We start from the raw sequence: 18,101 nt of genomic DNA on the forward strand, positions 1-18,101 counted from the left end.
ATGTCCCTGACAAACCCCGAAGACAGCCTGGAGCGGCAGAACGAGAAGCTGCTCAAGATCTCGGAATCGTTGATGCGCCGGGTCGAATACGGTGCCTCGCATTCAAGCGCCGCCTATGCGCAATTCGAGCGCGCGGCGCTACTCGAAAAACAGGTCCGCGAGCGCACCACGCAGCTGGAAAAGACGCTGGATCTTCTTCACGATTCAAACGCCCGGCTGGCGCAGGCCAACCTTGAAACAGAGGCCGCGCGGTCCAACCTCGCCAATGCCATCGAGACGGTCCATGAAGGGTTCGCCCTGTTTGATTCCGACGACATCATGGTGATGTGCAACTCTCGGTTTTGCCGTGACTTCGTTGATATGCTGGACATGCTGCATCCCGGCCTGCCCTTTGCCGTATATGTCGACAGGATCAGCCGCTCGCCACATCTGGCATTGCCCGAAGGCGAATCCTCGGCCCGCTGGGCCGCGCGTCGCATACGTCGCCATCAGGACCGGCATGTGATGTTCAACGCACAGCTGACCGGCGATCGCTGGCTTCAGGTCAGCGAACATCGCACCACCAATGGTGGGACGGTCATTCTGCAAACAGATGTGACTGACATCCTGCGGCTGGAACGTCAGGCGCGCGACCGGTTGAAGGACAAGCAAGCGCAGATGATTCACGCGACGCTGGACCATCTTAACCAAGGGGTCTGCATCTTCGATGAAGAGGCACAGCTTGTCGGATGGAACTTCAAGATCGGCGCGCTCCTGTCGCTGCCGGCCCGCCGCCTGCATCTGGGCGCGTCCTTCCCGGTCTTGCTGGCCCATATCGACGGAGAGCTTGCCTTTTCCAAAGGCATTGACCGCGACGGGTTTCGCGATTGGGCGCTGTCAAAGGCCCATCGCCCTCCGATCTCTTTCGAAGTGACCCATTCCGAAGGCATGGTGCTGCATATTTTTGGTCGCGAAATGCCCGACCGCGGCTTTGTCATCAGCTGCACCGATATCACCGCCGAACGAGAAGCGGCGCACCGGCTGACCGAGATGAACGAGGATCTTGAACAACGGGTGATGGAACGCACCCTGGAGCTTGAGGATGCGCTGAACGCGGCTGAACGGGCCAATGCGTCAAAGTCGCGCTTTGTCGCCGCTGCCAGCCATGACCTGTTGCAACCGCTGTCCGCCGCCAAGCTGTTCATCTCGTCGCTTGCGGACAAATCCGCCGGGGACAGCGACCGCGCAATTCTGGAAAAGGCTGAAAGCGCGCTGTCGGGTGCCGAAAAGATCATCGACGCCTTGCTTGATATTTCCAAACTTGAATCGGGGCGGATATCATTCGATGTACGGCCCATGGCGCTGAGTGAGATTTTTCGGCCTCTGCGCGATGAGATGGGCATACTCGCTGCGCGCAAAGGTCTGGATCTGCGCATTGTCGACAGTAGTCTGGTGGTCGAAAGCGACCCGTCCTATCTACGGCGGATCCTGCAAAATCTTCTGGGAAATGCCATCCGCTACACGTCGACAGGGCGGGTCGTGATGGGCGTGCGTCGCCGCGAAGGTGGTGCCCGGATCGAGGTTTGGGATACCGGCGCGGGCATTGCAAAACATGATCAAAATTCCATCTTCGAAGAATTTCGGCGGCTCGACACCACTGCCAGCACCAATGAGGGGCTGGGGCTGGGGCTTGCGATCGTCGAGCGCGCCTGCATCAAGCTGGGCCATCCGCTGGGCCTGTGGTCGGAACCGGGGCGCGGCAGTTGCTTTATGGTGAATGTGCCGGTGGCGTCGCTGCCCCATCACGTCACCAGCACTGCCCGTCCCACTCCGCGGCCGCTGCGATTGGCACAATCTGGTCTGATTGTTCTGTTGGTCGAAAATGACCCGGCATTGCGCCGCGCCATCACCATTCTTATCGAAAGCTGGGGTGTCAGCGTAATCGAAGCGACGGATGCGGCCAGCGCGCTGGATCTGCTGGACGATCTGGAAATCACGCCCGATGCCCTCTTGCTGGACTACCAGCTTGGGCGCGGCATGAACGGGGTCGAACTTTACGACGCGATCACCGCCCGGTTCGGGCCGCTGCCCGGCTCGATTATTTCAGCGAACCGCACTGAACCACTGGATCAGTTCTGCATGGCGCGCGGCTTGGAGTTTCTGCCAAAACCGCTCGACCGGCACAGGCTGAGTGCCGTTCTGGACGCCGCAGCCACCAGCCGGGCACAAGCGGCGGAAGGCTGACGCCGCCTGTTTGCAAATGCGCTTCGCCTGGGATCGCCCCAAGCGCCAACAGACCAGAAACGGCACCACCCCGGCCCGGCCTTTAGCGCGCGATGACAATATCTGCACGCAGACCGCCCAGTTTGGCACTTTCGCCCAGTCTCAATATGCCGCCATGCGAGCGCGCGACATCTGCCGCAATCGCAAGTCCCAGCCCCACACCGGAACCGCGATCCTGATTGCGCGCTGGATCCAGACGCACGAACGGCTTGATCGCATGCTCGCGCCGGTCCGCAGGAATACCCGGCCCGTCATCCTCGACCCGAAAACGCAGGGATTTCCCGGTCAGCGCGACAGACACCTCAGCCCGACTACCGTAGCGCACAGCGTTGTTGATCAGGTTCTCAACCGCCCGTTTGATCGCCATCGGCCGCAGCGCGACCTCACCCGAACCTTCGACCTCTGTAAGGGTCACATCCTTGCCGCCGCGACGCGCGTCCTCGACCAGTTGCCCGACCAGCGCCACCGGGTCGACGGGTTCCGCGCTGGTCTTGCCGACATCGTCGCGCGCGAAATCAAGAAAGGCATCAACCAGCCGCTCCATGTCCTGCACATCCCGCTCCAGCGGCGCGGCATCCTTCTCGTCGAGCATCGACAACCCCAGCTTCATCCGGGTCAACGGAGTGCGCAGATCGTGGCTGACCCCGGACAGCATCATGGTGCGCTGTTCGATCTGTCGTTCGATCCGCGCGCGCATGTCCAGAAACGCATGGCCAGCGGCCCGAACCTCGACGGCACCCGCTGGTTGATAAGGCATCGCCCTGCCCCGACCGAACGCCTGACTGACCTCTGCAAGACGCGTGATCGGGCGCAACTGGTTGCGCAGGTAGAGATAGGCAATCACCGTCATCAACACGCCGAAGATTACCATGTTGACCAATAGCTGATGCGGGTTCTCCGCAGAGGCGCGCAACCGGCTGAAGTCGATCGCTACGGGTCCTTCCGGACCGTCCGCATAGACAGTGACCAGCCGATCGGTCGGCAAATCGACCGCCCGTATGCGCGGCACTTTTTCCGTCAAAGTCCGGATAACGACGATGCCGGAAAAATCGTACCACCTGCGTTGACTGGCCGGCGGCACCTCTGTTGACGCCACTTGCCTCACATCGAATGACAGCGCCTGAGACAGGGGTCTTTCACCGCCTGCATCGAGAATCAGGTTCAGCTCGCGCGCAACGGCCGTGCTCATCTGAAGACTGACGCCTTCAAAATGCCGCTGGATGAACACGATGGACACCACAAGTTGCAGCGTGACAACCGGCAACACCAGGATCAATAAGGCACGGCCATACAGGCCGCGCGGCATATAGTGTTTGAGCCAGCGGAACGACATGGCTAAACCTACCCCGGACCCGATCCGCATACCATGCCGAAAGAGACGACCATGCCGGACCCCGATCCCAGTTTTCGCCCAATACCCGGTTTTGCCGAAACGTTGCAGCCCGGCCTGCGCCGTATCGTCGCGAACAACCCCTCACCGATGACCTTTCGCGGAACCAACACCTATTTGCTTGGCACGGATGATCTGGCGGTGATTGATCCCGGCCCCAATGACACAGCCCATCTACGGACGATTCTGGGATCCGTTGGCCCGGATCAGCGCATCAGTCACATCTTCGTCACCCATGCACATCTTGATCACTCCCCTTTGGCACGCCCTCTGGCCGCGGCCACGCGCGCCCCGGTGCTCGCCTTCGGGGACGCACGCTCAGGGCGCAGCGCCGTGATGCAACAGTTGGTGGCGCGGGGGTTCACCAGCGGCGGAGAGGGCGTGGAGACAGAATTCGTTCCGGATATTTGCCTGCCAGACGGCGCGCAGGTCTCAGGCAATGGGTGGCGCATTACGGCGCTTCACACGCCCGGCCATTTCGGCAATCATCTGTGCTATGCTTCAGAGGATTTTCTGTTTTCCGGCGATCTGGTTATGGGCTGGGCATCGTCCCTGGTGTCCCCACCCGACGGAGACCTCACGGATTTCATGGCGTCCTGTCAACGCCTCGCACAAATGCCCTGGAATCGGTTTTACCCCGGTCACGGTGCCGCGATAGAACAGCCTCATACCCGTCTGGAGTGGCTGCTGAAGCATCGCAAAGACCGCGAAACGGCCATTCTGAACGCTCTCAAGATGGGTCCAGACACCGCACACGGCCTTACCTCCCGCATCTACACCGATATTCCCACCAAGCTCATCCCCGCTGCCGAACGCAATGTTTTGGCGCATCTTATTGATCTTAAATCAAAATCACGCGTTCATCATGTGCAAGAGCTTCACAGCGACAGCACATTTCTGCTCGTTTGAAACTTTTCTGACATTTTCAGCGATTGCAGCGACAATCCCTCTGGACGCCCTCTGCCCAGGTTGCTATATCCGCCCCGTGTTCCGGCGTAGCTCAGCGGTAGAGCAGTTGACTGTTAATCAATTGGTCGTAGGTTCGATCCCTACCGCCGGAGCCATAAAATTCAATAAGATATTGAATTTTATTGAGTTTATATATTTTGCTTGACTTGACCCATCCAAGAACCCACCCAAGGCAACAGCGTTTTTTCTCAGGATGAACTCGATTGCGCATGGATGCTTCTGCGTTATACCTCCCCGAACGTTATAGTCGGCAGTTGTAAGCGAGCGAGCTCGCGAGAAGATTTAGCGGCATCTCCGCGCAATTATCGTCGATAGTTGAGGTAATTAAAGGGTGTCACGAGCCGCGCCCTGTGTCTCAGTATTGCTGAGCTTTGCGCCAGGCCCTGACAAGTCGGGCGCTATCCGGACCCGCGCGATGCGGTGCTGGATGCCGCCCAAGGTATTCGTAAAGCATATCAAGCGCCAGTCCCGAAAAATGTGCGAATGAAACACAGTGATAGTCCTCGACCTCCGGCACGCTGGCGCACCCACCGGCCTGCAACAACCTTGAGAGCCAGCGTGCATCGAACTCGGGCGCATCTGACAAGGGCACTTTTCCCTCCAAACGCTCGAGAAATTCATCGACAACCGTAGACGCGGTGGGGGCGTAGTGCAAAGCTTCAAGTGCAAGTCCGTGCACAGCGGCACTCTGCGTAGACCAGGCGGAGAGGTTCCAATCCAGAGCGGGCCGGATCAACGAGCTCCAAGTGTGCACAATGTCATCTTTCAGCCAGGAAAGGCCGATTTCGATGGGCCAGCTATCCGGCGCAAGACTCGAAGCTTCGAAATCCAAGGCAGCATAGGCCTCGATATCAGTTGTTTTTTTCATCATGTGTCTCACCCTGTGAAAACTGCATTGATGACGAAGTTGGCCATAAGGTTTCGGAACGAAGAAATATGAACCTGATTGCCCAGTAGAAGAAGGCGTCTTGGTTCAAGCGGGTATAATCAGTATGTAGAGCTTTCAGCTATACGCTGCGGATGCTCAGTTAAGGTGGCACCAGCGAGGTTACAGAGAACGGCGGATTATCATTGCAGCTCTCTGCAGCAACCTACATTATGTCCTCGGAGGTGCGGGCTTGGATTCCTACTTGCAGATTGCGCAGACGGGGCTGAGATCGGCGCGCCGCCCGATGGGGGCGAAGGCTATTCTCGACGTGGCCTACAAAGCAGGCGTGGTGCCCAACCATCTCTATGGCAAGACGCAGCAGAAAACCTTGCAAGCCCGTCTCAGCGAAGAGATCCTCCACCATCGAGAGACCTCACCCTTCTACCGAACCGAACCCGGGCAGTTCTTCCTGACCGAGTTCCTCGATGCCGATGATATCCCAGAGGAGTGGAAGAAGCCTTTTCCCGCCCGGCGCCGCACACGCGACCTGACAAGAGACAACACCCTTGCGGTGAAGGAGGCGTTCCTCGCCCGCTGGCGACGTTCTCGCGGCGACGCCAACGCCTTCTTCCAGGCGGCCGAGGCTGAAGACGCAATAGCCTACATGCACCCTAAGGATTTGAAAGGCCGCGGATATTGCTCAACATGGACCTTTGCGATGGTTGTCAAGGATGATATGACGCTCGCGTACCGCGTGGGTCGCTATCGAGACGATCGCGACCACTTTGCCAAGCGGCGATCAATTGGTTTCCCTGGTCCGCTAACAGTTGAAGACGTTACATTGTTCTCGCGCGACCATCTCGGCGCCGAGGACAGTGCCGCGGAAGTTTTGATGCAGGATCTCGACCTTTCCTATACGTCTTTTCATGGCCCTGGGAAACGGCGGCCGGAGATTGAGCGTGTCATGGTTGTGGAGGCAGACAAAGCGCTTGACGTGGTGATCGTTCTGAAGTGGAACTGTCCCAAATGGTTTGAGCCTACAACGCGGCGGATGTCGCTTAACGAGCCGCACTGGCTTTCAACTTCTATTCCGCATAACGATTTAGACGACTTCGAACCTTGGAGCTCGATGATTTTGGCAGAATGGGCAGCGGAAGCGGAACGAGAGACAGTTGGCGACCAAACGCATCACACACCAGCAGGCGGCTTTTCTCGCATTCGAGCTGGCGAGTAACGACGATCCTCGTCGTCAGAAGGTCGCGCTACAAGAACTCAGCCGCCTCTACCGCATCGGTCATCGGCTCGCACCAGAGACCGCACCTCGGATCGAACAGCAGGTGGTCGGCCTGACCAGCATGAGCCGCGACCAGAAGGTCGTGCGATGGTGCCTTAATACTCTCGCGCGGCTTGGAACCAAGGATACCTGAACAGCCGGATAGTTTTGTTCCTTGCTGACCTTTGTCGGTGATCCAAGCACTACAGACAAGTTCCCCTGCCATCGAGCCGGGTTTTCTCCAGTTCGGTATCCATGAACTGTCGAGAAATCGAGGGTGCCCTCGACAATCTGCCTGAGCTTGGTGGCCGTCGGATTTTTCGTCTCCCATATGGGTTTCAAGACGAACAGCACATTGGCGAGGTCGATGTCTTGGACCAACAAGTCGCCAAGGCTTGGAATGGCATGACGTTCAGCTAAAGAGACCCACTGCTTTCGATACTTCTCACCATTGAATTCAGTCGCTTTGGTTTCGGCATACTCGTCGAAAGCTTGCTTGAAAGTTCTTCGTTTTCTTGCTGCCATCAAGAGCTTGGTCTGTGCCTCCTTCTTTTCGGCCAGCGGGTCGATGCCTTGCTCGAGTTTTGTTCTAAGGTGCCGTGCCTTCTCTCGGGCTTCACCCGGCAGAACGTCTGGATATGGACCGAGCCCTAACTCGCGTTTTTTCCTGGCCCGGGTCTGGCTTCCATCAGGTTTTCTTACACTTTGCCATTCACCGAACCTACCGCGGAACACCCATGATTTTGCGCCACTCGGACGGATCTGAAGCATCAATCCGCTGATACCTCCAACGGAAACTTTCACTGGACGCTCGCCGCCAGGGTGTCGAAGCCTCTTGATTTGTGTAGGCGTAAGTTCTCTTGCTCTCCGTGGCATCTGCCCCCCCAACAATCCACCCAAAATTATGTTCTGTCATGGAACGTCACGAAATCATCTTTCCGACTATCTCATCTTAACAATATGATTTGGAATGTAAAATTTAACACGATGAAAGACGGTGAAACACTACGTCCGCTCCTACCGCCGGAGCCAATTTACCAGCTACCCCCTGAAAACATTGAGTTTTCGAGATCCAGATTCGGAGCTCGACGACGAGGTGCACAGTTCAGTGCACACGGCGGTGCACAACGCGTGCACAGGAGGGCATTTCCATGCCCCGGAATCGGAGACTACCACACCACCTCGAAACGCGCCGCGCCGGCTACTACTGGCGCAGACGCCTACCCCGGTCCCTACGGGACCGGGGCGCGCCATCGCCTCACCTCTCAGGGAAAGAAAACACGACGGGGCCAAAAAAAGTTTTTTTGTGCTTTTCACTTCGTAGCCATGTCCTCCGCGACGCGAAGATACTGGCCCGCCGCCTCACCGAAATGAGCGACCTGGTCTTCGCAGCAGATGCGGAGATGATCATGGCGATACCTGCCCAGTTCCGTGTCCTTGTAACCCGCCGTCCAAAGTATGCCTGCCGATCCTGCGAAGCTGGCATCGTGCAAGCACCCGCCAAACCGCGCTTGATCGAAGGTGGCATGCCAACCGAGGCGACAATCGCCAGCGTGATCGTCTCAAAGTATGCCGATCACCTGCCGTTGTATCGCCAAAGCCAAATCTATGCGCGTCAGGGCGTCGACATCGACCGTTCCACCTTGGCCTTTTGGGTCGGCAAAGCGGCCCATGAGTTGAGGCCCGTCCATGATGCCTTGCTGGTGCATCTCAAAACCTCCAGCAAACTGTTCATGGATGAGACACCCGCGCCGGTCCTCAATCCCGGAAGCGGCAAGACCAAGAAGGGTTACTTCTGGGCGCTCGCCCGCGATGACCGCGCATGGAATGGGCCTGAACCGCCCGGCGTGGCCTTTACTTATGCGCCTGGACGTTCGGGCAAATACGCATCAGATATTTTGCAGGACTTCAGTGGCATCCTGCAAGTCGACGGCTATGCCGGATACAATCGCGTGCTTGATCTGCGGGACAATCAACCGATCCAGTTGGCGTACTGCTGGGCGCATGCCCGTCGCAAGCTGTACGAGCTGACCCACAACAATGTCGCCCCCATCGCCAAGGAAGGGCTCAAGCAGATCGCAGCCCTCTACAGGATCGAAGCGCAGGCGCGTGGCGCTTCTGCCCAAGAGCGGCTTGCCATCCGGAAACAAAAATCCGCATCCAAGATCGTGGCGTTCAAAACCTGGCTGGATCAGGCCAGGTCACTGGTATCCGCAAAATCCCCAACCGGTGAAGCCCTCAAATACATCGCCAAATACTGGGACGGGCTGATCCTGTTCCTGACAGATGGCCGCATCGAGATGGATAGCAACCCCGTTGAGCGCACAATCCGCCCCATCGCACTCCAAAGAAAAAACGCACTCTTTGCTGGCCACGACGCAGGTGCGCAAAACTGGGCAATGCTCGCTTCACTCATTGAGACATGCAAATTGAATAGCCTTGAGCCGCACTGCTATCTGACCGGCGTCCTAACGGCTATCGTCAATGGCCATAAACAAAAGCACATTGACCAGCTACTACCGTGGAACTTCAAAGGCTGAAGCAACGCTTACCCTGCAACTATTTCGACGCTGTGACTAATTTGATTGTCAGAATAAATCTTCGTCACGGAGATCTGGCGGAAGGGCATGCTGCCCGCCGCCACGAGCACGATAGTCGACGTCAATTTCCACGATACCCTCGCGCATGAATGTCATTGCTCGTAGGCATAGCTCGATAAAATCACTGCCCTCCATCCGCTTGATATCTGTATCATCAACTGTAACATAGGATCGCATATACGGGTGCTCGGTATCATTCGCGTGGTCTATTTCCCAATGCTGAAATTCTTCGGTATATATGCCGCCACGATGGGTTGCGATCTGCCGCGCCTTCCCAAAGAAGCTATCGATCTTCTCCTTGTTGTTTGCGCGCCAAGCAACGATTGCGGCGTTTAGATTGGCATCGGCAGAATTTTGAGTTCGCCTCACCATCTCTTCGTTAAGGGAGTAGAATGCATTGAACAATCCGATGGCATGATACCATAGGCCGCCAGGGCTATTGATAAAGCCAAGTGCTGATTCAGCAGAGCCCAAGCAGTAGCCGACCTTCAAGAACAATTCCTGCAGTAAATTTGAACCAGCCATCTAATCTTCTACGCTAACGGGGTCTGAGCCGCCTCGAAGGTAAGTCGGCCAATAGAAGAAGCCACCAAGGGAATGATGATCAAGAAACCCCATATCGGACAGCGTCGCCTTAAACTATATGGTTCTCCTGCCAGATGCCACCTCAAATGAGATAACAACCTGCCGCACGTGGTATTTATTGGATGTCGATGAACGAGGTGGGCTCCGACGTCCCAACACACCAACAAGGTAGGCGGGGAGGTCGGGAGACGGCCCTATGCGGCCATTCACGCACCCTGCCAACCCCGCAGCGCAGCTTCCCAAGATCGGCCATTCATCCATTGCGCAGCATTTTCGAAGGGTGAAGGTCGGAAAGCGGACAAATCTGCTTTTCGCGGCACCAGATAAGGGTGAGGCTTTTGAAAACGACGCAACTTGCGAAGGCTCAGTCGAACGTGACCGGCGCCTGTCTGATGCGATTGACGTTCAACGCGAACACATCCGGGCGAGCATAGTGGCCGCTGGCGTCGAACTTCCGCCGCGAAGATCGCGCGGCGGAAACGTCGATATCCGAGATCAAGAGGCCCTTTTCTTGATGCATCGGGCCTGCGTGGACGCCGCCGAATGGCTTGTAGATGACGGCGTCGCCGGGGTTCACCCACTCGTCCCTGTTCGGAAACAGCTCTTCATAATGCGGGATTTCGGTCGGGATGTCTGATGCTTCAAGCGAGGTGGCGCAGCCTATCACCCAGCATCCGCCTTCGCGCGCGATGTGCTGCATCGTGGCCAGCCAAGTGTCGCCGCTATCCCAGGTCGGCGCGACATAGATATCGATGTTCTGGGCATAAAGCGCGTATCGCGCCAAGGGCATGTAATTTTCCCAGCATAGCAGAGCGCCGACACGACCCACAGCAGTGTTGACGACGTTCAGCCCGGACCCGTCGCCGAACCCCCAGACCATGCGCTCGGGATTGGTCGGCATCAGCTTTCGGTGGTTGTTCGCGATGGTCCCGTCCGCGTCGATGATGATGCAACTGTTATAAAGCGTGCTGCCGCTGACCGCCCCGTCCAGTTCCTGATACCCCGCAACGACCACAACGCCATGGTCTCTTGCTGCCTCCTGCAAGGGCCGCATGCCGCCCCGGCTCAGGTCGATCGCGTTGGATTGAAGTAGGCCGAACAACTCATCGGATTTTCCCATCCCCGCGCCCGGCGGCAAACGCCAGGCGAAGGTGGGATAGCCCGGAAACCAAGCCTCCGGGAAAACCACCATCTGGGCCCCATTGTGTGCGGCCTCTGCGATCAGCTGGATCGCGCGGGACATGGTCTTTTCAAGATCAAGATAAACTGGCGGCTGCTGGATTACGGCGACTTTGGTCATGATGTGGTCCTTGCTATGCAATGGGGTTCAAACTCTGGCCGTCCGTCAGTATCAGAAGATCCGACCGACCGGCTGGTCAAGCGCCATCGCGCCCGCGTATTCTGACTGGGCCTCTTTTTGCAGCGGATGATACCGCGCGGCCTGGATGTCGCGAAACCGCCGTTCCAGCCCCGTCTTGCGGTAGAAGCCCGCGCCACCCGCCAGTTCCATCGCCCGTTCGACCGTCAGGATGGCGTTTTCCTCGACCAGCCTGCGGCCGATCATGACGTCATTGACGCTCTGCTCGGATGGTGCGTTGCGTTCTGCTGCGGCGATCATGTGTTCATGCCCCATCCGGGTAGCTGCAAGGGCCGTGTCCATCCGCCCTGCAATGGATTGCAGCCTGTGGGACACGGGCTTCATCCCGGCGATGCCCACGGCGATCTCGCGCGCGCTTTCGGCAATGCCGAGGTATGTCGCGTAGATCAACGGGAAGGCCATCGTTGCGATCAACTGGAAACCGGGATGCCATTCACCCGCCGTCCGTCTGAGGGGGATCTTGTCCTCGGGCACGAAAAGCCCGTCGATCATGATGTCATGCGACCCGGTGCCCCGCATCCCAAGGGTGTTCCAGGTATCGAGGACCGTGACCTCCTTCGCGGTCATCGGGGCGCCGAAATGAAGCACCATGCGCTCGCCGTCTTCGTCGCAGACGGCGCTGGTCATCAACATGTCGCCTACGGGCGCACCCGAGGAAAACACCTTGCGCGCGGTAATCTTGTAGCCGCCATTGACCTTTTCCGCCTGGCCCGATCCGCCGATCCAGTCCGATCCGCCCGAGCTGAGCAGGACGATGTTCTCTGCGGCGGCGCGGCGCAGAAGCGGCTCGACCAGCGGTCGGGCCGCGGCTTGATGATGCCAGCGACATGCCGGGATGGCGACCTGATGCGTGTGCATCGACAAGGCGAGCCCACTTGATCCGCAGGCCCCGCCGATGATCCGCAGCATCTCGCGTAGGTCGCGGAAGGATGCGCCGCCGCCGCCAAGCTCGGTTGGCACGCCAGCGGCCAAGAGGCCAGTGGACTTCATGGTCTTGTAGTTGCCCGCGATGAAATCGCCGGTCAGGTCATGATCCGCCGCGCGTTCCGCGCAGCGTTCGGCAAACTGCCGTGCCGTATCTTCAAGGGATGGTTTCCGGGTCGGGATCAGGTCTGCTGTCACGTCAGTCATCGATCAATCCTCCTGTTAAACTTCGAGAAGGATCGCAGGCAGCGGGATTTGCATCCAGTCCACAAACTATACTGGGTAGAACCCTACCTTGTGGTAGATTGAAGATGGGGGCGTTTTACCCTGCCAAACGGGAGGTTGAAATGCGTGGAAGCTACGGACAGTTCTGCCCCGTCGCCATGGCGTCCGAGGTGCTTTGCGCCCGCTGGACGCCTCTTGTCGTTCGGGAACTAATGTGTGGCAGCACGCGGTTCAACGATCTGCGCCGCGGCGTTCCGCGCATGTCGCCCTCGCTGTTGTCGAAACGATTGGTGGAGATGGAGGCGGCTGGTCTGATCGACGCGGTTCCGGACGCAAAAGGCAACAAGTCCTATCGCCTGACAAAGGCGGGAGAGGAGCTCCGCCCGATCATCATGTCCCTGGGAAGTTGGGGGCAGCGGTGGGTCGAGACCGGCCCGACGCTCGACAATCTCGACCCGGAGCTTCTGATCTGGGACATGCACCGCTGCCTTGACCCCACGCCGCTGCCCGCCAGGCGGATATGTATCCAGGTCGTATTCGAAGATCTGGCCGCAGAAAAACGTGACAACTGGCTGATCATCGACCCGGAAACTGGCGCCGAGGCCTGCTACGTCGATCCAGGGTTCGAGGTCGATCTTTACGCGGAATGCAGCTTGCGCACCATGACCGCGATCTGGCTGGGGCTGGACACAGTCGCCCTGGCAGTTGCGCGGGACGATCTGGTGCTGTCGGGCGATCGGGACGTCGCCGCCTTGATGCAGCAATGGCTGGGGCTCAGCCCCTTCGCGAAAGACAAGAAGCAGGTGGCCTGACGAAGCTGAAGGCGTGAACGGCCCAGAGCGGATGAGGTGGGTGGCTCCTGCTCCACCGGCATCGAATGTGCCAAAGTGCAGTTGTCAGTGACTGCCAGGAAAGGAGCCACCCAATGACAGTTAGAACCGTAGGTCTGGATCTGGCCAAGGACGTTTTTCAAGTACACGGCATTTCGGAGAACGGCCGTGTAATTTTCAATAGAGCCATCAAGCGCGCGAAGCTGCTCACTTTCTTTGAGACGCTTCCGCCCTGTGTCGTTGGCATGGAGGCATGCGGATCGTCTCATCACTGGGGCCGCCAGTTGTGCAAGCTTGGCCATGATGTGAAGTTGATGCCCGCTGGCTACGTCAAACCGTATGTGAAGCGCGGCAAGAACGACGCCGTTGATGCCGAGGCAATCTGTGAAGCTGTCCGTCGTCCAACCATGCGCTTTGTCGAAATCAAATCCGAAGAACAGCAGGCCATCTTGTCGATCCATCGCACGCGTGACCTGGCCGTCCGGCAACGCACTCAAATGGCCAACATGATCCGCAGCTTGTTGCGAGAGTTCGGGCATATCTTGCCCATCGGAATCGAAGCGGTGACGGCGTTTGCAAAGCGCCACCTTGACGGCGATCAACCCGACATGCCGAACATCGCGAACGGCATGCTCGGCATGCAGTGCTATCAGTTCATCGGTTTGAACGAACGTATCGCCGGCTATTCGAAGATGATCGAGCAACATGCCCTGCTGAATGCAGACGCACGACGATTGATGCGCATGCCTGGTATCGGGCCGATCACAGCGTCAGCGATTGTCGCAACGATCGGGGACGCAAAACAATTCCGGACGGGACGTGATCTGGCGGCATGGCTCGGACTGACCCCGCTCAACAAGTCCAGCGGTGGCAAGGAACGTCTGGGCAAGATCACGAAGCAGGGTGATCGCTACATCCGCAAGCTGTTGGTCGTAGGCATGACATCGCGTGCCGTCATGGCGAAACGTTCGCCAGAGAAGGTCGATCTGTGGACCGCGAAGATCATCGCAGACAAACCGTTCCGCTTGGCAACAACCGCGATGGCCAACAAAGCAGCAAGGAGCATCTGGGCGATGCTCACGAAGAAACAGGAATATCGGCAGCCTGCGTTCTGATCGCACCAACTGCCCACGAGATGCAAGACGTTGAAGTGATGATGCGGAATTAAGTCAACCAAGAGCAAGGACACTCCGGGAATGGCAGCGGCCCTCAGAGGCCGATGAGCCGATTGGAACCTCGCTCGCGGAATTCATCAAGGCCAGTGGCGACAATGCCGCCACGCAAACAGGCCGGACAGACGACGGTACTGACGAAAATACCCGCTAATATCACCAAAAAGTTCTTGCAATGCAGGAGCCACCCACAGATGCCGTTCGCCATTGCCTGGTACGCCGCGGTGCGGCAGATGTGAAATCGGCCAGTGGTGAAGTTTTTTGTTCTGCGAAACGCCAGAAACCAAGCAGGTTTAACTTTGCAAGGTATTTCGCCATACCTTGACTGGCAGAGCTGGGTACGATTGCTAAACTTCCACAATGAAATTTTTTTCTGACGGCCCTTCTATTCCCGATATCCTCCTGGAGCGTTGCGACGTTGGTCGGGTCGTCTTCCTCTGTGGTGCCGGAGTGTCGTACAATTCGGGGATGCCAACGTTTCTCGGGCTTACGGAGCACGTGATCGACTTCTTCGATCCCCCGGAAGGATCAGAGATCATGAAGGCGTTCGGCCCCTGGCGAGCCGATCCGGCAGCACCAAATGTTCCCCTCGACCAGATTTTCAATCTTCTGCACCAGGAGTATGGTCGGGATGAGGTCAACGCATTGGTAACTGAGCGGTTGCTGGTGCCATCAACAGCAGCAACCATCGGTCATGAACACGGCCTGGTGAAGCGGATATCGTCGAACCAGAGTGGTGTCCCTCAGATCGTGACGACTAACTTCGATCACCTGTTCGAGCTTGGCGACAAAGCAGGCGGCATCCCGATCCATGAACCCCCGGCATTCCCTGACCTGACATTCGGGTCACCAATTGATGGTATCACCTATCTTCACGGGCGACTCGTTGCACCTGACGCAAACCAACACCCCTACGTGCTAAGCAGTGCAGATTTCGGCAGAGCCTATCTATCCGAGGCATGGGCCACAAAGTTTATAAGTGGCCTGCTGGAACGATACACCGTCGTTCTTGTCGGGTATCAGGCCGAAGACCCGCCCGTGAAATACCTCCTTCAAGGGCTCAACCATGATGGTCAGTTCGACCGAACTCGACTCTACGCTTTCGACCGAGGGGAGCCGGAGGAGATTGAAGCCAAGTGGCGAGATCGGGGCGTCACCGCTATCGCCTATCAAGATCATGGCCACCTATGGCAGACCATGGAAGCCTGGGCTAACCGGGCTGACGATGCGCGTGCTTGGCGGAGTCTGGTCATCGCTTCTGCGGAGCGTGACCCGAAGGAGATGTCACCTCACGAGCGTGGGCAGGTCGCCCATGTCCTACGTTCTATTCCCGGAGCCAAGGCGTTTGCCGACGCCGAACCATCACCACACCCGGAGTGGGTTTGCGTCCTCGATGCATTCGTCCGCAATGCAAAGAAAAACAGTGGATACGGGGAAGATGCCGAGGAATTCGATCCCGTATTGGCTTATGGCCTCGACGATGATCTTGGACCGATTAGCGAAGAGGATTTCAGACGGGGAACCAGAAACGATAGCCTGCTCGAATGGCGGAGTGGCGACGACAATCCACCCGAGTTTCACCGCCTCGGAGGCCGCCAGGTAGAAGGCCATGAGTCGATGCCAACCCGGTTGTGGCATCTCGTCCGCTGGATCGGGAAGTCATTCCAAGCGCCAGTGATCGCCTGGTGGGCGGCTCGTCAACTTGGCCTGCATCCTCGCCTTATCGATCACATCGCTTGGCACCTCGACCAATCGAAGGAAGTTGACGGGAACTGCCGACATATCTGGAACCTAATACTGGAACACCACCGTGATCCTCGGAGCCGTCGGTGGAACGGGCGCTGGTACGACCTGAAGAAGCGCATTGCCGAAGAGGGTTGGGTCCCCAGCGTCCTGCGTGACTTTCATCAAGCGGCCCAACCATGCTTGAACATCAAACGCCCTATGGGCCTTCATGAAAACAAACCGCCCACATCGGAATGGGGTGAACTTCGTATCGACGAGATCGCTCGGTTCGAGATCAAATATCTTGAGCGACACAACGAAGACCTCGTGGTGCCGGATGAAGCCCTGTCTGCCGTTCTTGGTCTTCTGGAAAATCAACTTAACACAGCGGTTGGGATACTGTCCGATCTTGGTGTGTCCTACTTCACCACGCCCACATGCTTTCCCAACCGAGAAACGGATGGTGGCGAGCATTATCATGATTCTGCTGAGCCGTTTCTTCTGTTCATCGAAATCTTCGACCGGATCGTGGCACTCGACCTCCAACGTGCGGTGGCGCATTCGATGCTCTGGGACGAAAGCGACAAGTACTTCTTTCGTAAGCTAAAGCTTTATGCGCTGTCGAAGCCTGACCTGTTCGATGCGAACGACGCCGCCGGAATCATCTCCAGGTTCGATCAGACCGCGTTTTGGGATACCGACGTGGCGCGTGAACTTCTCTTCGCTCTGGTAGATCGGTGGGAAGAGTTCTCGGACGAGAGCAAGAAAGTCATGGCTGAGCGTATCCTTGCTGGCCCTGAAAGGATGGACCACTGGTCAGAGGAAGAATACCCGGCATTCCGTGATCGGATTGCTGCCAGATATGGCCGTTACCTTCAGTTGAATGGCTGCGATCTACCCGCTTCTCCGGCGACGCGGTTGGCGGAAATCATCGCGGGGATGCCAGATTGGAATGATGGTTGGGCAACTTCGACGGTGATGATGTCGGGCTCGCATGTGAGCTGGGTAGGTACGGACGAAGCACCAGACGCTGTTATTGACATCCCAGTCAACGAGGTCGTCGCAAGGGCAAAAGAAGACCTGAAGCGCGACTTTGGAAGCTTCACCGAGCGCCGCCCCTTTACGGGCCTGGTACGGGCAAATCCCCGGAAAGCCCTTTCCGCCTTAACCATTGCCGGAAGAGACGGTGACTTCCCACAGGCATTCTGGTCAGCAATGATCAACGAGTTGCCCACAGACATCGCTCCCCGGCTCAAAAGGGCCTTTCTGCATCGCCTTGCTCGCCTCCCGCACCCAATCGTTGTGGAACTCGGTCATACATTGGCTGTCTGTCGTCATATAAAATGGGACATCAGAGCGGCTTGAACATTGGAGGCTCTGGTTCGGTTGTTTGATTGATTATGCTGCTTGTTTTTGATGTTGCAAGCGTCGCTGTCGGATCGTCAGGTTCTTGATCTTCTCCCTTTCCCTCAGAATGGCTTTGTCCCGATTAAAGTAGACGTCAGCGGGTGTGACGTTGTTCAGGCTCTCGTGGTAGCGCTGGTTATTGTAGTATTCGACGAAGTCCCCGATCTGTCGCTCGAGATGACCGGGCAGGTAGTAGTTTTCCAGCAGAACCCGGTTCTTCATGGTCTGGTGCCAGCGCTCGATCTTGCCTTGCGTTTGCGGGTGGAATGGCGCCCCGCGAACGTGGTCCATTTTCTGATCCTCCAACCACGTGGCCAGATCGCCAGAGATGTAACAGGATCCGTTGTCGCTGAGCAGACGGGGTTTGTGTCGGACCACGGCCTGGTCGCAGCCCGATGCCTGAAGCGCCAGCTCGATCGTGCTGGTCACATCCTCGGCCCGCATGTTTGTGCAGAGCTTCCAGGCGATGATGTAGCGGCTGTAGTCGTCGAGG

General features: G+C 57.6%; 13 protein-coding genes, 1 tRNA gene and 1 pseudogene. 8 read left to right on the plus strand and 7 right to left on the minus strand.

Annotated features, from left to right (window positions below):
* Complete coding sequence (locus tag B8991_RS02795; RefSeq protein ID WP_084350256.1) at nt 1–2,223, plus strand: hybrid sensor histidine kinase/response regulator; 2,223 nt, start codon at nt 1–3, stop codon at nt 2,221–2,223.
* Between the two features lie 82 nt (nt 2,224–2,305).
* Here B8991_RS02795 and B8991_RS02800 read toward each other — a convergent pair whose 3' ends face one another.
* The gene (locus tag B8991_RS02800) at nt 2,306–3,595 is read right to left on the minus strand and encodes an ATP-binding protein (RefSeq protein ID WP_084350257.1); all 1,290 of its coding nucleotides are present in this window, start codon (nt 3,593–3,595) and stop codon (nt 2,306–2,308) included.
* Between the two features lie 33 nt (nt 3,596–3,628).
* Between B8991_RS02800 and B8991_RS02805 the strand changes: the two genes are divergently transcribed.
* Together B8991_RS02805 and B8991_RS02810 are read left to right on the plus strand one after the other, a co-directional pair.
* Nucleotides 3,629–4,561, plus strand: coding sequence for an MBL fold metallo-hydrolase (locus B8991_RS02805; protein ID WP_412780339.1), 933 nt, complete (start codon nt 3,629–3,631; stop codon nt 4,559–4,561).
* Nucleotides 4,562–4,641: 80 nt separating this feature from the next.
* A tRNA-Asn gene (locus tag B8991_RS02810) sits at nt 4,642–4,716 on the plus strand.
* A gap of 260 nt (nt 4,717–4,976) precedes the next feature.
* Here the strand turns inward: B8991_RS02810 and B8991_RS02815 are convergent.
* Entirely contained in the window at nt 4,977–5,492 is a 516-nt protein-coding gene (locus B8991_RS02815; RefSeq protein ID WP_235866515.1) for a 3'-5' exonuclease, read from the minus strand.
* 247 nt (nt 5,493–5,739) lie between these two features.
* On the opposite strand from B8991_RS02815, the gene B8991_RS02820 reads away from it, so the two are divergent.
* Nucleotides 5,740–6,723 carry an HTH domain-containing protein gene (locus B8991_RS02820; RefSeq protein ID WP_179141415.1) on the plus strand — a complete coding sequence of 328 codons (984 nt, stop codon included), beginning with the start codon at nt 5,740–5,742 and terminating at the stop codon, nt 6,721–6,723.
* Nucleotides 6,724–6,783: 60 nt separating this feature from the next.
* Here B8991_RS02820 and B8991_RS02825 read toward each other — a convergent pair whose 3' ends face one another.
* Nucleotides 6,784–7,638, minus strand: coding sequence for a tyrosine-type recombinase/integrase (locus B8991_RS02825; protein WP_084350261.1), 855 nt, complete (start codon nt 7,636–7,638; stop codon nt 6,784–6,786).
* A gap of 521 nt (nt 7,639–8,159) precedes the next feature.
* Between B8991_RS02825 and tnpC the strand changes: the two are divergent.
* A pseudogene (tnpC, locus tag B8991_RS02830) lies at nt 8,160–9,302 on the plus strand (IS66 family transposase); the annotation flags it as partial.
* A gap of 48 nt (nt 9,303–9,350) precedes the next feature.
* Here tnpC and B8991_RS02835 read toward each other — a convergent pair.
* The 3 genes from B8991_RS02835 to B8991_RS02845 all read right to left on the minus strand — a co-directional run bounded on the left by B8991_RS02835 (nt 9,351) and on the right by B8991_RS02845 (nt 12,456).
* On the minus strand, nt 9,351–9,887 hold the full coding sequence (locus B8991_RS02835; protein ID WP_084350262.1) for a hypothetical protein: 537 nt from the start codon (nt 9,885–9,887) through the stop codon (nt 9,351–9,353).
* A gap of 424 nt (nt 9,888–10,311) precedes the next feature.
* Nucleotides 10,312–11,247 carry a carbon-nitrogen hydrolase family protein gene (locus B8991_RS02840; protein ID WP_084350263.1) on the minus strand — a complete coding sequence of 312 codons (936 nt, stop codon included), beginning with the start codon at nt 11,245–11,247 and terminating at the stop codon, nt 10,312–10,314.
* Between the two features lie 51 nt (nt 11,248–11,298).
* The gene (locus tag B8991_RS02845) at nt 11,299–12,456 is read right to left on the minus strand and encodes an acyl-CoA dehydrogenase family protein (protein WP_084350264.1); all 1,158 of its coding nucleotides are present in this window, start codon (nt 12,454–12,456) and stop codon (nt 11,299–11,301) included.
* Nucleotides 12,457–12,596: 140 nt separating this feature from the next.
* Between B8991_RS02845 and B8991_RS02850 the strand changes: the two genes are divergently transcribed.
* The 3 genes from B8991_RS02850 to B8991_RS02860 all read left to right on the plus strand — a co-directional run bounded on the left by B8991_RS02850 (nt 12,597) and on the right by B8991_RS02860 (nt 17,566).
* Nucleotides 12,597–13,286 (plus strand): winged helix-turn-helix transcriptional regulator, encoded by a 690-nt coding sequence (locus tag B8991_RS02850; protein ID WP_084350265.1) that lies wholly within the window; start codon nt 12,597–12,599, stop codon nt 13,284–13,286.
* A gap of 113 nt (nt 13,287–13,399) precedes the next feature.
* Complete coding sequence (locus B8991_RS02855) at nt 13,400–14,419, plus strand: IS110 family RNA-guided transposase (RefSeq protein WP_084350266.1); 1,020 nt, start codon at nt 13,400–13,402, stop codon at nt 14,417–14,419.
* 417 nt (nt 14,420–14,836) lie between these two features.
* Entirely contained in the window at nt 14,837–17,566 is a 2,730-nt protein-coding gene (locus B8991_RS02860) for an SIR2 family protein (protein ID WP_235866516.1), read from the plus strand.
* A gap of 33 nt (nt 17,567–17,599) precedes the next feature.
* Here the strand turns inward: B8991_RS02860 and B8991_RS02865 are convergent.
* Nucleotides 17,600–18,101, minus strand: a 502-nt coding sequence (locus B8991_RS02865; RefSeq protein WP_143514468.1) for an integrase core domain-containing protein, incomplete at its 5' end; no start/stop codon positions are given.

The sequence above is a fragment of the Primorskyibacter flagellatus genome (assembly GCF_900176485.1).
Lineage (GTDB): Bacteria > Pseudomonadota > Alphaproteobacteria > Rhodobacterales > Rhodobacteraceae > Primorskyibacter > Primorskyibacter flagellatus.